The organism is Ruegeria sp. CL6 (assembly GCF_056536465.1).
On sequence record NZ_JBQFPR010000001.1, the window covers coordinates 90,099 to 108,239 of the forward strand.

Annotated in this window: 20 protein-coding genes; 19 read left to right on the forward strand and 1 reads right to left on the reverse strand. The window is 56.0% G+C overall.

Translation table 11 applies throughout. The annotated features are described in order from the left end of the window. Window positions 1-53: 53 nt before the first annotated feature. From ACR0LH_RS00475 to ACR0LH_RS00555, 17 genes are all read left to right on the forward strand, one after another. Window positions 54-845, forward strand: a complete 792-nt coding sequence (locus ACR0LH_RS00475) for a DUF2182 domain-containing protein (RefSeq protein ID WP_480719237.1) — start codon at window positions 54-56, stop codon at window positions 843-845. Window positions 846-849: 4 nt separating this feature from the next. After that, window positions 850-1,554: a DUF1326 domain-containing protein gene (locus ACR0LH_RS00480; protein WP_480719238.1), complete on the forward strand. Its 705-nt coding sequence runs from the start codon at window positions 850-852 to the stop codon at window positions 1,552-1,554. 12 nt (window positions 1,555-1,566) lie between these two features. Beyond that, entirely contained in the window at window positions 1,567-2,670 is a 1,104-nt protein-coding gene (locus ACR0LH_RS00485; RefSeq protein ID WP_480719239.1) for a dimethylsulfoniopropionate demethylase, read from the forward strand. Between the two features lie 48 nt (window positions 2,671-2,718). Beyond that, complete coding sequence (acuI, locus tag ACR0LH_RS00490) at window positions 2,719-3,714, forward strand: acryloyl-CoA reductase (RefSeq protein WP_480719240.1); 996 nt, start codon at window positions 2,719-2,721, stop codon at window positions 3,712-3,714. Between the two features lie 185 nt (window positions 3,715-3,899). Then, a complete protein-coding gene (gene frr / locus ACR0LH_RS00495; protein ID WP_170388444.1) occupies window positions 3,900-4,463 on the forward strand; it encodes a ribosome recycling factor in 564 nt (187 codons plus the stop codon). A gap of 7 nt (window positions 4,464-4,470) precedes the next feature. Beyond that, a complete protein-coding gene (locus tag ACR0LH_RS00500) occupies window positions 4,471-5,202 on the forward strand; it encodes an isoprenyl transferase (RefSeq protein ID WP_480719241.1) in 732 nt (243 codons plus the stop codon). Beyond that, window positions 5,199-5,981, forward strand: coding sequence for a phosphatidate cytidylyltransferase (locus ACR0LH_RS00505; protein ID WP_170566690.1), 783 nt, complete (start codon window positions 5,199-5,201; stop codon window positions 5,979-5,981). The genes ACR0LH_RS00500 and ACR0LH_RS00505 overlap by 4 nt, the downstream gene beginning before the upstream one ends. Beyond that, window positions 5,981-7,153 carry a 1-deoxy-D-xylulose-5-phosphate reductoisomerase gene (gene dxr, locus ACR0LH_RS00510; protein WP_480719242.1) on the forward strand — a complete coding sequence of 391 codons (1,173 nt, stop codon included), beginning with the start codon at window positions 5,981-5,983 and terminating at the stop codon, window positions 7,151-7,153. The genes ACR0LH_RS00505 and dxr overlap by 1 nt, the downstream gene beginning before the upstream one ends. A gap of 4 nt (window positions 7,154-7,157) precedes the next feature. Continuing rightward, window positions 7,158-8,510 (forward strand): RIP metalloprotease RseP, encoded by a 1,353-nt coding sequence (gene rseP, locus ACR0LH_RS00515; RefSeq protein WP_480719243.1) that lies wholly within the window; start codon window positions 7,158-7,160, stop codon window positions 8,508-8,510. Window positions 8,511-8,599: 89 nt separating this feature from the next. Further along, entirely contained in the window at window positions 8,600-8,728 is a 129-nt protein-coding gene (locus ACR0LH_RS00520; RefSeq protein ID WP_480719244.1) for a hypothetical protein, read from the forward strand. A 127-nt stretch (window positions 8,729-8,855) separates the two neighbouring features. Then, complete coding sequence (gene bamA, locus ACR0LH_RS00525) at window positions 8,856-11,216, forward strand: outer membrane protein assembly factor BamA (protein ID WP_480719245.1); 2,361 nt, start codon at window positions 8,856-8,858, stop codon at window positions 11,214-11,216. 22 nt (window positions 11,217-11,238) lie between these two features. Then, window positions 11,239-11,808, forward strand: a complete 570-nt coding sequence (locus tag ACR0LH_RS00530; RefSeq protein WP_480681986.1) for an OmpH/Skp family outer membrane protein — start codon at window positions 11,239-11,241, stop codon at window positions 11,806-11,808. Window positions 11,809-11,880: 72 nt separating this feature from the next. After that, window positions 11,881-12,354, forward strand: a complete 474-nt coding sequence (gene fabZ / locus ACR0LH_RS00535) for a 3-hydroxyacyl-ACP dehydratase FabZ (protein WP_170388431.1) — start codon at window positions 11,881-11,883, stop codon at window positions 12,352-12,354. Further along, the gene (gene lpxA / locus ACR0LH_RS00540) at window positions 12,351-13,136 is read left to right on the forward strand and encodes an acyl-ACP--UDP-N-acetylglucosamine O-acyltransferase (protein ID WP_170416572.1); all 786 of its coding nucleotides are present in this window, start codon (window positions 12,351-12,353) and stop codon (window positions 13,134-13,136) included. The genes fabZ and lpxA overlap by 4 nt, the downstream gene beginning before the upstream one ends. Window positions 13,137-13,140: 4 nt before the next feature. Next, window positions 13,141-13,935 (forward strand): LpxI family protein, encoded by a 795-nt coding sequence (locus ACR0LH_RS00545; RefSeq protein ID WP_480719246.1) that lies wholly within the window; start codon window positions 13,141-13,143, stop codon window positions 13,933-13,935. After that, on the forward strand, window positions 13,935-15,098 hold the full coding sequence (gene lpxB / locus ACR0LH_RS00550; RefSeq protein WP_480719247.1) for a lipid-A-disaccharide synthase: 1,164 nt from the start codon (window positions 13,935-13,937) through the stop codon (window positions 15,096-15,098). The genes ACR0LH_RS00545 and lpxB overlap by 1 nt, the downstream gene beginning before the upstream one ends. After that, complete coding sequence (locus ACR0LH_RS00555; RefSeq protein WP_480719248.1) at window positions 15,095-15,670, forward strand: hypothetical protein; 576 nt, start codon at window positions 15,095-15,097, stop codon at window positions 15,668-15,670. Before lpxB ends, ACR0LH_RS00555 begins: the two co-directional genes overlap by 4 nt. 10 nt (window positions 15,671-15,680) lie before the next feature. Here the strand turns inward: ACR0LH_RS00555 and mnmA are convergent, their stop codons facing one another. After that, complete coding sequence (gene mnmA / locus ACR0LH_RS00560) at window positions 15,681-16,826, reverse strand: tRNA 2-thiouridine(34) synthase MnmA (protein WP_170553523.1); 1,146 nt, start codon at window positions 16,824-16,826, stop codon at window positions 15,681-15,683. 129 nt (window positions 16,827-16,955) lie between these two features. Between mnmA and sciP the strand changes: the two genes are divergently transcribed. Together sciP and ctrA are read left to right on the forward strand one after the other, a co-directional pair. After that, a complete protein-coding gene (sciP, locus tag ACR0LH_RS00565) occupies window positions 16,956-17,249 on the forward strand; it encodes a CtrA inhibitor SciP (protein ID WP_170485463.1) in 294 nt (97 codons plus the stop codon). A gap of 81 nt (window positions 17,250-17,330) precedes the next feature. Continuing rightward, the gene (ctrA, locus tag ACR0LH_RS00570; RefSeq protein ID WP_170485462.1) at window positions 17,331-18,047 is read left to right on the forward strand and encodes a response regulator transcription factor CtrA; all 717 of its coding nucleotides are present in this window, start codon (window positions 17,331-17,333) and stop codon (window positions 18,045-18,047) included. Window positions 18,048-18,141: the final 94 nt, after the last annotated feature.

Sequence of the window (18,141 nt, forward strand, 5' to 3'; positions counted from 1 at the left end):
TGACATTTAAAAGTCTGACATTTGAAAAGCAAGGACTGAGTCGGGAGGAACAAGTGAGTCGCGCAGTTCTACGTAACGGCTTTTGGCTGGGCTTTTATGCTTTGATCCTGTGGGCGTGGTGGAATATGTTCACCATGAGCCAAAACATGGATGTTGATTGGATTGGCCGTCCGGGTCCGATGGGTCAGGCGATGGCGGCTATGGACCCACGCATGGACATGTACATGCCCATGGCCGAGTTTGGCCCTCTGTTTTGGATGTGGGCGATTATGATGGCAGCCATGATGTTGCCCACGCTAGTTCCAACCTTGCGCAGTTACGATGACCTGATCCGCAGCGCCGATGGAACACGTGCGGGGTGGGTTGGTGTTCTGAGCGGCTATTTTCTGGTCTGGGTCGGCTTCGCGGCAGTCATTACCGGCGTGCAGCTTGTGCTTCTGTATGGTGGCGTGGTCGATATGTTGGGCATTTCCAAGTCCAACATACTTGCCGCAGGGCTACTTATCGCCGTCGGCGCGTTTCAGTTCACCCGCGCGAAAGAAGTCTGCCACGGTGTCTGCCACGCCCCGATGACCTATTTCCTTGGACACTGGAAAACTGGGTTTTCGGGCGGTTTACGCATGGGGCTGGGCCTTGGCGCGTTTTGCGTGGGCTGCTGCTGGGGCTTCATGGCGCTTGGGTTTGTTGGCGGCGTGATGAGCCTTTTGTGGATGGGTCTGGCGACCCTGTTCATGGTTCTCGAAAAACTCCCTCAGATCGGGCACGCGGTGACGCGGCCGCTGGGGTTTGCTCTTATCGCGGGCGGTCTTGTGCTGCTCGTGTATCCCTTTGCTTACGGAGGATAAGCCTATGGCGAAAAACAGAAAACCGGAATCGGACCGCTTGCCGATCAGTCAGCGCATCGACAGCCGTATGCCCAATCCGAAACGCCGCGAAATGAGCCCGACAGACTGGGCAATCAAGGGTGAGCTGATCCTGAACTGCTCGTGCGATGTGTTCTGCCCGTGCGTTGTTTCATTGGGGGCGCACCCTCCGACGGAAGGGCACTGCCATGCTTGGATGGGCGTCATCATCGACGAAGGTCATTACGAAGGCGAAGACCTTTCGGGCCTGAATGTCGGGCTGTTGGTCGATATTCCAGGGCGGATGGGTGAAGGCCAGTGGAAGGTCGCTGCGTATGTAGACGAACGCTCAAGCGGCAAAGCCTACAACGGTTTGCTGCAGATATTCAGCGGACAGGCGGGCGGCACAACGGGTCTTTTCACCATGCTGGTCAGCGAAATCATCGGCGCCGAGCGTGCTCCGGTCCAGATCGAGCGTGACGGGAACAAGCGCCGCATCATTATTGGCCGCAAAATTCAGGGCGAAATTGAAATGATGGCTGGCAAAGATGCCGATCATCCAGTCATGGTTTCCAACTCCAAGTACTGGATGGGGCCGGACATCATCGTTGCGCGCGGAACAAAGTCCAAGGTTCGCGACTATGGCCGTGTCTGGGACTTTGGTGGAAAATCTGCCGAAATTTGCCCAATCGACTGGCACAGCCCCAAGTAGCGAGGACATCTGATGGCTCAGATATCGTTTTCCCGCCGTTTGCGCCGCACCCCATTTTCCGAAGGCGTAGAGGCTGCCGGAGCCAAGGCATTTACGGTCTATAACCGTATGTTATTGCCCACCGTTTTTGAATCTGTCGAGGCCGACTATCGGCATCTGAAGTCTCATGTTCAGGTGTGGGACGTTTCGTGTGAACGGCAAGTGGAATTGCGCGGGCCGGATGCAACGCGACTTATGCAGATGCTGACACCGCGTGACCTGCGGGGCATGCTACCGGGGCAATGTTACTACGTGCCGATTGTCGATGAGACGGGCGGCATGTTGAACGATCCCGTGGCCGTTAAACTATCGGATGATCGTTGGTGGATTTCCATTGCGGACAGTGACTTGTTGCTGTGGGTTAAAGGAATAGCCAATGGGTACCGGCTGGACGTGCTGGTTGACGAACCCGACGTATCTCCGCTTGCCGTTCAAGGGCCAAAGGCGGACGAGCTGATGTCCAGAGTCTTCGGTGACCGTGTTAAGGATATTCGTTTCTTCAAATTCGACATGTTCGAGTTTCAGGGGCGCGATCTGGCCGTTGCACGGTCGGGCTACTCAAAGCAGGGCGGCTTTGAGATCTATGTCGAAGGCACTGATATAGGAATGCCGCTTTGGAATGCTCTTTTTGAGGCTGGCAAGGATCTTGATGTCCGTGCAGGGTGCCCGAACCTGATCGAAAGGATCGAAGGTGGTTTGCTGTCGTACGGAAATGACATGACCGACGACAATACTCCTCATGAATGTGGATTGGGTAAGTTCTGCAACACACATACTGCTATCGGCTGTATTGGACGCGACGCCTTGCTGCGCGTGGCAAAGGAAGGTCCGGTTCAGCAGATACGTCCAATCGCGATTGATGGGGAACCCGTGCCAGCCTGCGACCGCCCCTGGCCGGTTTTTGCCAGCGGCAAACGTGTTGGGCAGGTCACCTCGTCAGCATGGTCGCCTGATTTCTCAACCAACGTTTCCATTGGGATGCTGAGGTTGAGTCATTGGGATGCCGGAACCGAAGTCGAAGTCGAAACACCTACAGGCGTGCGAAGGGCTGTGGTGCAGGAAAAATTTTGGATTTGATCGGATCAAGACCGATCTATGACCTGTTGTAAATGAAAGGAAAGTTAGATGTTCAATGCCTTGGTCATGGAAAAGGACGAGGATAGCGGCCTGGCAAGCGCCTCGCTAAAGCAGCTTTCCGTCGAAGACTTGCCGCACGGCGAAGTTACAATCGCGGTGGAGTATTCGACGGTGAACTACAAGGACGGTCTTTGCATGTCACCCAAAGGCGGCGGGCTGGTCCGTAACTATCCTCATGTGCCCGGCGTGGACTATAGCGGCACGGTCGAGGCATCAACGGACGATCGGTACAAGCCCGGTGACAAGGTCGTTTCAACAGGCTGGCGCGTTGGCGAGGCTCATTGGGGCGGGTACGCGCAAAAGGCCAGCGCATTGGCCGACTGGCTGGTGCCATTACCAGACGGGTTGGACACGCGTCAGGCAATGGCGGTTGGAACGGCGGGATTCACTGCGATGCTATCCGTGATGGCGCTGGAGGATCACGGTCTGAAACCGAATAGCGGCCCTGTACTGGTGACCGGCGCTGCGGGCGGTGTTGGGTCCGTCGCGACAGCGATTCTAGCCAACCTTGGCTATGAAGTCGCAGCCGTTACCGGGCGCCCCGAAGCAGGCGAGTACCTCAAATCACTGGGCGCGACCACCATCGTGGCCCGTGAAGATTTGAACGAGACGGTTAAGCGCCCGCTGGAAAGCGAAACATGGGCCGGATGCATCGACGCGGTTGGCGGCGAGATGCTGGCCCGCGTCTTGGGGCAGATGAAATATGGCGCTTCCGTCGCGGCGGTTGGTCTGGCCGGAGGCGCAGGTCTGCCCGCGTCGGTCATTCCGTTCCTGCTGCGCGGAGTGAACCTTTTGGGTATCGACAGCGTCATGCAGCCATATGACAACCGCGTGCGCGCATGGCAGAGGGTGGCAACAGACCTGCCGATGGACAAGCTCGAAGCGATGATTCAGCCCGCGACCTTGGGTGATCTGCCACAATTGGGCACTGAAATCCTTAAAGGACAGGTAAAGGGGCGTGTGGTCGTTGACGTAAACGCCTGACCTCAAAGATTTTCAGGGGACCGGCCAGCCATAAGGGTGACCGGTCCTTTTGCCCTTTAAAGAACCTCAAAATGCCGGAAACAACTCTGGTCATTGGCGCAATTCCCCATCATCATTGCTATACATCCCAACTGCGATGGCTTATGAGCCTAGCAAACAGCACCTGAAGACGGGGAGTGAGCAGCATGTCTGACGATTTCGAACTGGACACAGACGATCTGAAGCGCCGCATGGAGGGCGCAATGTCCAACCTCAAAACCGAGTTTGCGTCGCTGCGCACCGGGCGCGCGTCGGCGTCGATGCTCGAGCCGGTGATGGTGGACGCCTACGGCTCGATGACCCCGATTAACCAAGTTGGCACGGTGAATGTTCCCGAACCGCGTATGGTCACGGTAAACGTGTGGGACAAAGGGCTGGTCGGCAAAGTCGAAAAAGCCATTCGTGAAAGCGGGTTGGGGATCAACCCTCAACTAAACGGCACGATCATCATGCTGCCGATTCCCGAGCTGAACGAAGAGCGCCGTCGCGAGCTTGGCAAGGTCGCGGGGCAATATGCCGAACACGCGCGGGTCTCGATCCGTAATGTGCGACGGGACGGTATGGATCAGATCAAGAAAGCCAAGGCTGACGGCATGTCCGAGGACGACCAGAAATTCTGGGAAAGTGAAGTTCAGGACCTGACCGACGAGATGATCAAGACCGTCGACGCTGCGCTTGAGACGAAACAGTCAGAAATCATGCAGGTTTGACGCTATAATGCCCGACACCGCTCATACCGCGCCAGTTGATGGCCCTCGCCACGTCGCCATAATCATGGATGGTAACGGCCGCTGGGCGCAAGCGCGGGGCAGGCCACGCCTGTTCGGACACCAGGCAGGCGCGCGCCGCGTACGCGATGTGGTAGAGGCGTGCCCGAGTCTCGGTGTCAAATATCTCACCGTCTTTGCGTTCTCGACCGAAAACTGGAAACGTACACAGGCCGAAGTCGCCGGGCTGATGAGCCTGTTCAGGCGCTATATCATCAAGGAAACGCGGAATCTCACCAGCAACGGTGTGCGCGTTCGCTTTATTGGTGATCGTGTTCGTCTGGACGCCAAGTTGATTGATCTGATGGATACGCTGGAAAATGCCACCAAGGACAACGATCTGGTGCACTTGACCATCGCCATCAACTATGGCGGCCGGGACGAGGTCGCGCGCGCCACAAAACGACTAGCGTGTGACGTCGCAGAGGGTCGCTTGAAACCCGAAGATGTGGATGAAGAAACCCTGCCCAAGTATCTGGATACGCACGTTCTTCCTGACCCTGACCTCGTCATCCGAACAAGTGGCGAAGCGAGGATTTCCAACTTTCTGTTGTGGCAGTCCGCATATTCTGAATACGAGTTCATCGACACGCTCTGGCCCGATTTCACGGCTGCCGAACTTGAGCGGCTTTGCCGGAACTTTGGAACACGAGAGCGTCGGTTCGGAGCAATTTCGGCATGAGTGAAGGCCGATGGTCTGACCTGACAGCGCGCGTTCTGTCAGCAGCGGTTCTCGTTGCTATTGGCTCGGTCGAGGTTTGGCTCGGCGGTCTCTGGTTTGAAAGTTTTATCGCCATAGCGTGCGGCCTGATGACGTGGGAACTGGTCCGGATGATCGACCCGGATCGGATCGCAGTCGCGGTGCAATTGGCAATACTGACTGGCGTTGCCGTTGTCCTCAGCTATCACGTGCCACCTCTCTACAAGTTACCGCTGTTGTTGGCGCCCGCTTTAGTCGGCGCAGGTCAAGTGAGCCGCGCCAAGGGAACATACGCCTTGTTTGCCGCCTGGATTGCGGCGGCGGGTCTTGGGTTTATTTCCATACGCGAAAATATGGGCTTTGGCTGGATGGTGTGGCTGATCTCGGTCGTCGTCGCGACGGATGTGGCTGGTTACTTCGTCGGAAAAACCTTTGGTGGGCCTAAGTTCTGGCCGAAAGTTAGCCCAAAGAAAACTTGGTCAGGAACCGCTGGCGGTTGGGCCGCTGCCGCTTTGGTCGGCATTATTTTCGCGCTGCACGCCGGTTTTGGAGTTTTGTTTGTCGCAGTGTCCGTACTTGCGTCCATGGCAAGCCAAGCCGGCGACATTGTCGAAAGCGCGACCAAGCGGAAATTCGGCGTCAAGGACAGCTCGAACCTGATCCCGGGGCACGGAGGGTTTCTTGATCGGTTTGACGGGATGATGGGGGCAGCTCTGTTCGTGCTGATTGCCGGACTGATATACGCTCCGGGTGCAATGTAATGCGCAAAATTTCCATTTTTGGTGCGACGGGTTCAATCGGACAGAACACGATTGATCTGATTGACCGCGATCCTGGCAAATACGATGTCGTGGCGCTGACAGGCGGCTCCAACATTGAACAATTGGCCAAGGATGCCCGACGTCTGCGTGCTGAATTGGCCGTCACTGCCCATGAAGATCGCCTGAATGATCTTCGGGATGCCTTGGCAGGAACCGGTATCGAAGTCGCTGCGGGATCTCAGGCGATCAAAGAGGCTGCGACGCGCCCAACGGACTGGGTTATGTCCGCCATTGTTGGTGCTGCGGGCCTCCCTCCGGGGTTAGAAGCCTTGAAACAGGGTGCAACGCTAGCGCTGGCCAACAAAGAAACACTGGTCTGCGCAGGTGATCTGGTACTGGAAACCGCCCGCAAGAACGGAGCGCGGTTGCTACCGGTTGACAGTGAACATTCAGCCGTTTTTCAGGCTTTGGTTGGCGAGGACATGAGTGCCGTTGAACGGGTCATCATCACAGCCAGCGGCGGCGCATTTCGCGATTGGTCACTCAGCGATCTTGCAAGCGCGACGGTCGAGCAAGCGTCTAGCCATCCTAACTGGAACATGGGCCAACGGATCACAATCGACAGCGCCTCAATGTTCAACAAAGCGCTTGAGCTGATTGAAACAAAAGAGTTCTTTGGCGTTTCACCGGATCAAATCGAAGTTCTGGTTCACCCGGAATCCATTGTTCATGCGCTTGTGGGGTTCAATGACGGGGCTGTCATGGCTCACATGGGCGCACCGGACATGCGCCATGCGATTGGCTACGCATTGCACTGGCCGGATCGCCGAAATCTGCCGGTCGACCGATTGAACCTGGCCAAGCTGGGTCAGCTAAGGTTTCACGAGCCGGACACCGCGCGGTATCCAGCTTTGGACCTGGCGCGCGGTGTGATGGAGCGAGGAGGGCTCTCAGGTGCGGTATTCAACGCCGCCAAAGAGCGCGCACTGGACCACTTCATAGACAGAAAGATCGGATTCTTGGCTATGGCGGATATCGTTGAAGCTGTATTGAACAAATCCGAAGCCGAAAGCGGCCTTATTGATGCCCCTTTAACACTTGATAACGTACTGCATACGGACCATTTGGCACGTAAGTGGGTAGATGAAACCGTAGCCCAACGCGCAGGATAGAATTTTGGACTTACTTTCGCTGATCCCCCAATTCGGTAACTTGTTGTATACCATCATCGCTTTTGTGATTGCGCTTTCGGTGATCGTAGCGGTGCATGAATACGGGCACTACATTGTCGGGCGTTGGTCAGGGATTCATGCCGAAGTTTTCTCGATCGGCTTCGGCCCCGTTCTGTGGAGCCGCGTGGACAAGCGCGGGACGCGTTGGCAAATCGCGGCCTTACCCTTTGGCGGTTACGTTAGATTTATGGGTGACGCGAACGCGGCGTCCGGCAAGGACGAGGGCGCCATGTCGGAAATCTCCGAGCAAAGCCCGGAAGATCTGAGAAGAACCATGCACGGCGCCCCGCTTTGGGCGCGCACTGCGACAGTCGCTGCCGGACCGGTTTTCAACTTCGCCATGTCTATCGTGGTGTTTGGCCTTATTTTCCTGTCTCAGGGCGTTACCAAGGAGCCGCTGACCGTCGGTACTCTTTCGCCATTGCCCGGCACAATTCAAGAGCTTCGCGAAGGGGACGAAATCATCGCGATCGCGGGCGTCAAACTGCCCGATTTCGATCAGGAAGGGTCTTGGGGAGAATTTACCGACTCATTACCCGTTGAACCGACTTTGAATTACACGGTTCTCAGGGACGGCCAGACCCTTGATGTATCTGCCCCTTGGTTGATGCCGCCACTGATCCAGCAGGTTGCCCCTCGTAGCGCTGCGATGGATATTGATCTGAAGAAGGGTGATGTCATAACCGCCGTTGACGGCGACCCGATCTTCGCGTTCGAGCAACTGAAGGAACACGTGGAAAGCTCTGACGGCAAAGTACTGATGCTGGATGTCTGGCGTGATGGGGCCGAGCTTGAGTTTGCCCTGGCGCCGCGCCGAACGGACGAACCTCAACCCGACGGCGGCTACGTCACACACTGGCGTATCGGAATCGTTGGGGGCATGATGCTTGACCCTGCGACCGAACCAGCGGGCGTTTTGGATTCCCTTTCCGGCGGAGTAAGGCAGACGTTGCGCGTGATCGAGGGATCATTGTCAGGAATCTGGCATATGGTTACAGGAGCAATCAGCACCTGCAACATGTCGGGCCCAATCGGAATTGCCGAAACATCAGGCGCGATGGCAAGCCAAGGGGCGCAGAACTTCATATTCTTCATAGCTGTTCTGTCCACGGCGGTGGGTTTGCTCAACCTCTTTCCCATTCCCGCACTTGATGGGGGGCACTTGGTTTTCTACGCCTACGAAGCCGTGGCAGGCAAACCACCAAGCGACGCCGTGCTTCGGATTCTGATGGGGGTCGGCGTTACCGCAATCCTTGGGTTGATGCTGTTTTCGGTGACCAACGACCTGTTCTGCTGATTGTGGCGAAGGTGGCGCGGAAAGGCCGCAATTGCGCCGTATTTTTAGCATATGATCTCTGATGTAATTTAATTGCATCAGAGGGTGCTATGACACGGGCGCTGCAAAAGTCGTACAAGAGCTTCAGCTTTCTTTTCCTGTTGAACTGGGACACGATCCTGTTCTTCATGGCGACCGCTTTGGCAATGTTAGGCTGCGCATATCTGATCAATTTGTGATTCTTGCTTTCCATAAAAATACTACAGTGAGCGACCTTCTGGGTCGCTTTGCTTTTTGGGCTTTTGACAAGGTTTCCTAATCCCGCTACTCAAACTTAAAGTCCTGAAATATTGGGTAGAGAAAAATATGACTGATAGGCGAGGCGCAGGCACATCCTGCGGAGGGCAGAAGCTAACAAACAATATTTTGTGGCGAACGCTATCCATTTTTTCCCTTATTTTTTTAGTGAGTTTAGTGTCTGTCCCGCAGGTCGCGCAGGCGCAAAGCTACACCATCAATTCCTTCGATGTTGACGGAAACCGTAGGATCGAAACGTCTACGATTATCGCCCGCACTGGCATCCAGCCGGGCCAGACAGTTACTGCCGGTGAATTGAACGACGCCTTTCAGCGTTTGCTTGACAGTGGTGTTTTTGAGACAGTCGAACTTACGCCACGCGGAACGACTCTGCGGATCGAAGTTCAGGAATATCCGACGATCAACCAGATCAGCATCGAGGGTAACCGCCGCGTAAAGGATGATGTTCTGATCGAAGCGATCTCGTCACAGCCGCGCCGCGTTTTCACCCCACAGGTTGCAGAGGCAGACGCCGATCTGATCGCCGAGATTTATTCGGCGCAGGGCAGGGTATCCGCCACCGTTATCCCTCGCATCATTCGCCGCAGCGACAACCGTGTAGATCTGGTGTTTGAAATTGCCGAGGGCACCACGATCGAGGTCGAGCGGGTCAGCTTTGTCGGAAACCGCGCCTTCTCGGACCGCCGTCTGCGTCGGGTGCTTGAGACAAAGCAGGCCAACTTCCTACGGACGTTCCTGCGCAGTGACACTTTCATCGCTGATCGGATCGAGTTCGACAAACAGGTCATCCGGGATTTCTACCTGTCCCGTGGCTATGTCGATTTCCGCGTCAACAGCGCAAACGTCGAATTCACCCGCGAGCGTGATGCGTTCTTCCTTGTGATGAATATCACAGAAGGTCAGAAATTCTCGTTCGGAAAAATCTCGACAGTCAGCGAGATACCCGGCGTCAACGCCGCCGATTATCAAAACGCGCTGAAAATCAAGCCTGGGGTCACGTACTCTCCTTCCTTGATCGAAAACTCTATCGCGCGTCAGGAACGTCTTGGCATCAAACAGGGCGTGGACTTCTTGCGGGTTGAACCTCGGGTTACGCGAAACGCACGAGACCTGACACTGGATGTGCAGTTCGTCCTGACCAAGGGACCGCGGATTTTCGTCGAACGGATCGACATTGAAGGCAACACAACGACGCTTGACCGAGTGATCCGTCGTCAATTCGATACCGTTGAAGGCGACCCGTTCAACCCTCGTGAAATCCGCCAAGCGGCCGAGCGTATTCGCGCGCTTGGGTTCTTTGCGGTTGCGGATGTCGAACCACGCGAAGGTTCATCGCCGAGTCAGGTGATCGTGGACGTGGACGTGGAAGAACAGCCCACCGGATCGTTGAGCCTTGGCGGTAGCTACTCGGTTTCAGATGGTTTCGGGATTGCAATTGGTCTGAACGAGTCGAACTTCCTTGGCCGCGGTCAGAACCTTGGCATCACGCTCTCAACCGCCCAGGATGCAGAGCAATATACTCTGAGCTTCTCTGAACCTTATCTGCTGGGGCGCAGGCTGCGTTTTGATCTGGGTCTTGGACTTGCGTCCACGAACTCAAGCTTTGCCAGCTATGATACTGAGCGAGTTTTCTTCAACCCGCAACTCAGCTACTCGATCGGTGAATTGTCGGCCCTGAGACTACGCTACGGCTGGGACCGCAGCGAGATGACGCAGCAGGACAATGAAGTCAACGGTGCGGTCATTTCCTCGGAAATTGACCAGGGTAAACGGACAACCAGCTCGTTGGGCGTATCTTATGTGTATGACAGCCGACTGGGTGGTCTGAACCCAAATGCCGGTGTTCTGTTTGAAGTTGGCCTTGATGCCGCAGGTCTTGGCGGGGACAACGAGTTCTATAAGTCGACCGCCAGGGCGATCGCTCAGACTCGGGTGCTCAGCGAAGAAGTCGTTCTGCGCGCCACGCTGGAAATGGGTGCCCTGCACTGGAGAGGTGACGATTTCAGCCGGACACTCGACCGTTTCGTTCTTGGCCCCAACACGTTCCGGGGATTTGAACCTGCAGGTCTAGGCCCACGCGACCTTTCCAATGGTCAGGATGACGCGATCGGCGGCAACTACTACTGGGTCGCTCGGTTCGAGTCGGACTTCCCGCTGGGTCTGCCCGAAGAACTGGGTTTGCGCGGCGGTGTGTTCTACGATGTTGGCAACCTCTATAACATTGACAATGTAAACACAGCCGGAGCGGACATCGTAGGCGCGGACGGCTCTATTCGTCATGTTGTCGGGGTATCCGTACTTTGGGAAACACCGTTCGGTCCCTTGCGCTTCAACTTCTCGAAAGCCCTGAAGAAAGAAGATTTCGACCAGGAGCAGAATTTCGACCTGACCATTCAGGCGCAGTTCTGACAAAGAGATGATGAGCTTTTTCATGCCAAAACTGCAGGGCCCTCTCCGGGCCCTGTGTGTTTTTCTGACAGTGGCTTTTGCCGCTCCGGTTCACGCCCAGCAGTTGGGTGTTCCACAAACGGCAGTTCTAACGATCTCAAGCGAGCGTCTGTTCGCAGATTCTCAATTTGGCCAGCGTGTCCTGCGCGAGATCGAAGCCGAAGGCACCCTGCTGGCCGAGGAAAACGAACGGATCGTCGCCGAGCTTAGCAGGGAAGAAAAAGACCTGACTGATCAACGCGCCGACCTTCAGCCTGATGAGTTTCGACCACTGGCCGAAGCGTTCGACATGAAAGTTCAGTCGCATCGAGACGGACAGCGTGCCAAGTTGGACGCGCTGGCGCGAAAAAGTGAGGATGCTCAACAGACATTCTATGAGTTGATACAGCCTGTTTTGATCGACTTGCTTCGCGAATCCGGGGCTACGGTCATTATTGAACGTTCCAGCGTTTTTCTAAGTTCTGACCGTACCGATGTTACAGAGGCTGCGATTGCGCGAATAGACGCCGTTATCGGCGATGGAAGTACCATCGAAAACGGTTCCGACGAATAGGTTTGCTTGCCCTTGGGTCGCGGTGTTGTTAACCACTCGGCAAAGAGAAATCCAGAACGGGACACCTTCATCATGACCACGGAAACCCAGAGTGCAGACATTCAGCTGATCCAGCGGATATTGCCACATCGCTATCCGTTTCTGTTGGTGGACAAGGTCGTTGACATCTCGGGCTATCAATCCGCCGTCGGCATCAAGAACGTCACGATGAACGAGCCGCACTTTCAAGGCCATTTCCCCGGAACGCCGATCATGCCGGGCGTCACCATTGTCGAGGCGATGGCGCAGACCGCAGGGGTAATGCTGGGAGTAGGCATGGACGTGATCGACAGCGAGCTGCTGATCTACTTCATGAACATCGACAAGTGCAAATTCCGCCGAAAAGTCGTGCCCGGCGACGTGCTTGAGATGCATGTTGAAACCGTTCGCGGCAAAAAGGGTGGCAAGATCTTCAAGTTCAGCGGTCGCGCAACGGTCGAAGGTGAAGTCGCCGCCGAAGCCGAATTTTCGGCCTATGTTGACTGGGACATGGAAAAAACGACATGAACGGCGTCCACCCAAGCGCAATAATCGAAGACGGCGCGCAGATCGGCGAAGGCTGTATCATCGGCCCGTTCTGCTATGTCGGGTCCAAGGTGAAATTGAGCGACCGTGTCGAACTCAAGTCTCATGTTGTTGTCACGGGCGATACCTCGATTGATGAGGATACTGTCGTTTTCAATTTTTCGGTCATTGGTGAAATCCCGCAGGATTTGAAATTCGGGGGGGAAGATACGCGTCTGGAGATCGGCAAACGCAACCGTATTCGCGAACATGTCACCGTGAACACCGGGACCGAGGGCGGCGGCGGCGTGACCCGAATTGGCGACGATTGCCTGCTGATGGCAGGCGTACATGTCGCACATGACGTCCAGATCGGCGACCGAGTCATCATGGTCAACCACGCAGGCGCGGCCGGACATTGCATCATTGAGGACGACGTGATCGTTGGTGGCATTTCTGGCCTGCACCAATGGGTGCGTGTCGGTCGCGGTGCAATCATCGGCGCGTTGACTATGGTTGCAAACGACGTGATCCCCTATGGCCTCGTTCAAGCGCCCCGCGGTGAGCTTGACGGTTTGAACCTTGTTGGGCTCAAGCGGCGTGGTGTTTCCAGGGCTGATATCTCGGCGCTGCGTGCAGCGTTCCGTGAGCTTTCAGCAGGCGAGGGCACCTTTATGGAGCGCGCCCACCGTTTGGGTGACGATCACGAGAGCGAGTACGTAAGGCAAATCGTCGAATTCGTCACTGGCCATTCCGATCGCTCGTTCCTGACTCCGGGGAAGTAACACCATGTTGGCGCTGATTGCGGGTACAGGCTCTTTACCGGGTGAAGTAGTCGAACAACTGTCGGACCGCCCGATAATCTGCGCGATGGAAGGATTTGACCCGACGCCATTGGTCGCGGATATCGTGTTCCCGCTTGAACAGCTTGGGACATTTATCAACGATTTGAAGGCGCGGGGCGTCACAGAAGTGTGCATGGCTGGTGCGGTGCAGCGGCCTGCTGTCGACCCGTCCCGCATTGACGCTGCAACCATGCCATTGGTCCCTATTCTGCAACAGGCGATCATGGCCGGGGATGACGGTGCGCTGCGGGCGGTCATAGGTATTTTTGAAAACGCTGGCTTTGCTGTGCGCGCCGCGCATGAAATAGCACCAAATCTCTTGCCAAATTTGGGCTGTTTGACCAAAGCCGAGCCATCCGACTCCGATTTGTCCGACGCGAACAGAGGGGCCGGAATTCTGAGGGCGATGGGCGCTGCCGACATTGGTCAAGCCTGTGTCGTGTTAAAAGGGCAGGCGTTGGCCGTAGAAGGAGTATTCGGAACCGCGTGGATGCTGCAATCGCTGACTCAGCGACCGGACGCTGGTGGCGGCGTGCTCATCAAGGCGCCGAAACCGGATCAGGATCGCCGTGCTGACCTACCTGCGATCGGTCCAGATACTGTCGCCAGCGCAGTCGCCGCGGGTCTAGCCGGTATTGTGATCGAAAAGGGCGGGGTGCTTGTTCTGCAAAAAGAACGGGTCATTTCCGATTGCGACCGCCTTGGCCTGTTCTTGTACGTGCGCGAGCGGACGAACTGATGCGCGTATTTCTGGTCGCCGGCGAACCATCGGGAGACCGATTGGGCGGTGCCCTGATGGAAGGCTTGCGAACTCTGATCCCCGACGTGGTATTTGACGGCGTTGGCGGGCCTTTGATGCAGGCGCAAGGTTTGCAAAGCCGCTTACCCATGTCCGAGCTTTCGGTGATGGGGCTGGTGGAAGTCCTCCCCAAGTTTTTCCACCTGAAACGTCGTATCTCGGAAACAGCGCAAGCCGTTTTGGACACAAAGCCCGACGTTCTGATTACCATCGACAGTCCCGATTTTTCCTTGCGCGTCGCCAAGCTGGTAAAGGCGCAAAGCGATACCCGAACCGTTCACTATGTGGCACCCAGTGTCTGGGCATGGCGGCCCGGACGTGCGGACAAGATGGCCAAGGTCATTGACCACGTACTGGCACTGCTACCGTTCGAGCCGCCATACATGGAGCGCGCAGGAATGGAATGCGACTTCGTCGGCCATCCGGTTGCCAGTGAACCGCAGGCGACTTTGCAAGAGGTCGAAGATTTCCGTGCACCTCATGGCTTGGGGGACGCTCCGGTTTTGCTGGCTTTACCTGGTTCGCGCCGGGGCGAAGTTGAGAGGCTGGCACCTGTTTTCGGGCAAGCACTGTCGCTTTTTCTGCAGGGCCGACCAGACATGCGCGTGGTCGTGCCCACAGTTGCGCATATGGTCGATACGGTCCGCGAACACGTCAAAGACTGGCCGGGCGACCCCGTGGTTGTAGACCCGCGGAACTTGCCTGCGGCACAGGCGGTCGCACAGAAACGGGCTGCGTTTTCGGCCGCTGAAGTGGCTCTTGCGGCTTCGGGAACGGTTTCGCTGGAACTCGCCGCGCAAAATACTCCGATGGTAATTGCCTACAAGCTAAGCTGGTTGACCCAGAAAATAGCCGAGCGGATGGTCAAGCTGGAAACCGTTACGCTGGTAAACCTTGTTTCTGACACACGCGCAGTACCCGAGCGTTTGTTGGATGATTGTACACCGGATCAAATAGCTGAGGCTTTGGCAGGGGTTGTTCGTAATCCAGAGGCGCAGCAAGCGGCCATGGATCTGACGATGAATCGACTGGGCCGAGGAGGAGAGGCTCCGGGGCTTCGGGCGGCGAAAGCCGTGTTGGACAGACTTCCCACAGCATCATGACCGAGCACATCATTTTCGCCATTTCTGCCGGGATTGTGACGATCTCGACAAATCTCGACAATCTTGTCGTCCTGTTTGGTCTGGTGATGGTGATGCAGGCAAGGCGCGCCGTAATAGGGTTTGCCGTTGCTCAGGCGTTGATCCTGTCACTCTCGCTTGTGATCGCCAGCGGCCTTGACCAGACCGGCTTTTTGAATTGGGTCGGCTATCTTGGCATTGTCCCCCTAACATTGGGGCTTCGCGGTATCTGGCATCAGCTTTCCGGCTCGGAGGAACGGAAAATACCAGACCGAGGGGCAGTCACGTCGGTGGTTGTTTTGTTCCTGAGCCTGTCCATTGATACCCTCGCCGCCATGACGCCGCTATTGGCGGATTCGACGCCCGCATTTCGGGTTGCAGCGCTGGTCGGAGCCGTGTGCGCTCTTGCGGGTCTGACGACACTGGCAAGTTGGGGCGCTCCACGTGCTCAAAGCCTTGGACCCCGTATCGCACGTCTGGACCGGATCGCGCCCTATATAATGGTGACCGTAGGTCTCTACATTCTGGTCAACAGCCCGACGGACATGGTTTGAACTCCGCGCATCAATAGCCGCGCCAGATCCAGCCACCGCCAAAAATGCGGCTGCCTTCGCTTGCGTAAAACACACAGGCTTGGCCCGGTGAAACGCCTTCTTCTGGTGTCAGCAACTCAACTTCGGCAGTGGTTTCAGTCAGGGGTCGGACGATCGCCTCACGCGGGGGGCGGGTCGAGCGGACCTTGACCGAGACATGCCATTCGTCTCGGGACGTGAATGGCTCATCGCCCAGCCAGTTGATCTCGCGCACGGGTATCGTGCGGGTGGCCAGCATCTCTTTTGGGCCGACCACAACCTGCTTTTTGTCCACGTCCAGCTTTACAACATACAGCGGTTCGCTAAGACCCCCGATGCCCAGGCCGCGGCGCTGACCAATCGTGTAATGAATCACACCTTCATGCTGCGCCAGAACGCGCCCGTCTGCATGCACAATTTCTCCGGGCTCGGCCGCGCCGGGACGCAATTTTTCAATCACACTGGCGTAGTTGCCATTTGGCACGAAACAGATGTCTTGGCTGTCGGGTTTGTCCGCCACGGCAAGCCCATATTGCGCGGCCATTTCCCGCGTCGCATCCTTTGAAGGCAGGTGCCCCAGAGGAAAGCGCAGAAACTCAAGCTGCTCGGGCGTGGTCGAGAACAAGAAGTAGGACTGATCGCGGTTCGCGTCCTCAGCGCTGTGCAGTTCTGGCCCATTTCGACCCATCTTGCGCTGGATATAGTGGCCGGTCGCCATGCAATCGGCTTCAAGATCCTTGGCCGTTTCAAGCAAATCCTTGAATTTCACGCGCTCGTTGCAACGGATGCACGGAACCGGCGTCGCACCGGCAAGATAGCTGTCGGCGAATTCGTCGATTACGGCATCCTTGAAGATATTTTCGTAGTCCAGGACATAGTGCGGGAACCCGCGCTCTTCAGCTACACGGCGCGCGTCGTGGATGTCGATCCCGGCGCAACAAGCACCTTTCTTGGCCAGCGCAGCACCGTGGTCGTAAAGCTGCAAGGTTACACCAACCACGTCATACCCCTGATCCGCCAAATGCGCGGCCACGACGGAACTGTCTACGCCCCCGGACATCGCCACGACGACCCGTGTTTCGGACGGGGGTTTAGCAAAGCCAAGCGAGTTCAGCGGGGTCTCGGTATCGAGGGCCATGACGATTCCAGTACGGGTTAAGAAAGACCGGCAGAATATAGGAAAATTCTAGACACTCTCAAGGGGTGGTTTCACCGCTCATTAAGTAGGCTGGTGTCAGCTTTGTCGCAGCAGGAAAAGGTATGAAAGATGTATTTGCACAAAGTTGAGGGGCCAAGGTCAGTAACCCTGCCTGATGGAACGATTTTATCGCGGGCCGACCTGCCCCCGGAGAATACAAAAAGATGGGTCGCCTCGCGAAAGGCCATTGTGGTGCGGGGGGTATTGTACGGGCTGATTTCCCTGTCTGATGCAAAATCCCGGTATGGCCTAAGCGATGAAGAGTTCAATTCATGGGTTTCAGCGGTTGCAGAACATGGAATGGACGCGCTGAAGGCGACGGCACTAAAAAAATATAGACAACCTAAAGATGAAGCGGAATAAATGATTCAACGATAACGTCAGATTAACCATTTTTAAGCAGGCTCGATTTAATTGCAAAATTGAACCGAATTGGAGCAGTAAATGCGTATACTTCTTGTTGAGGATGATCCAACCACGTCGAAAAGCATCGAGTTGATGTTGACCCACGCCAATCTCAATGTCTATGCGACAGACCTCGGCGAAGAAGGTATCGATCTTGCGAAATTATATGACTATGACCTGATCCTTCTGGACTTGAACCTGCCGGACATGAACGGCCATGAAGTTCTACGGCAGTTGCGCATTGCCCGTGTAGAAACGCCAATCCTGATCCTGTCCGGCGCTGACGATACAGAAAGCAAAATCAAGGGTTTCGGGTTCGGTGCTGATGACTATATGACCAAACCTTTCCACCGAGAGGAACTGGTGGCCCGTATCCACGCGATCATTCGTCGATCAAAGGGACATTCTCAGTCTATCATCCACACCGGACGCGTCGCTGTGAACCTGGATGCCAAGACAGTAGAGGTCGAAGGCAAGGCGGTGCACCTGACCGGCAAGGAATATCAAATGCTGGAGTTGCTTAGCTTGCGAAAGGGCACGACTCTGACCAAGGAAATGTTCCTGAACCACCTTTACGGTGGCATGGATGAGCCGGAACTGAAAATAATCGACGTTTTCATCTGCAAGTTGCGGAAGAAACTTAGCAATGCGACTGGCGGCGAAAACTATATCGAGACAGTTTGGGGCAGGGGGTACGTTCTACGTGACCCGCAAAGCAACAGTGTTGATGAAAGGCGCATCGCTGTCGGTGCATAGAACGACCAATTGGATGTTGCCGCGGGTTCAGGGCGACTCCCTCACTCTATGAACAGCACATCTGGACCTACGATTGACCTCGCCCTATCACTGA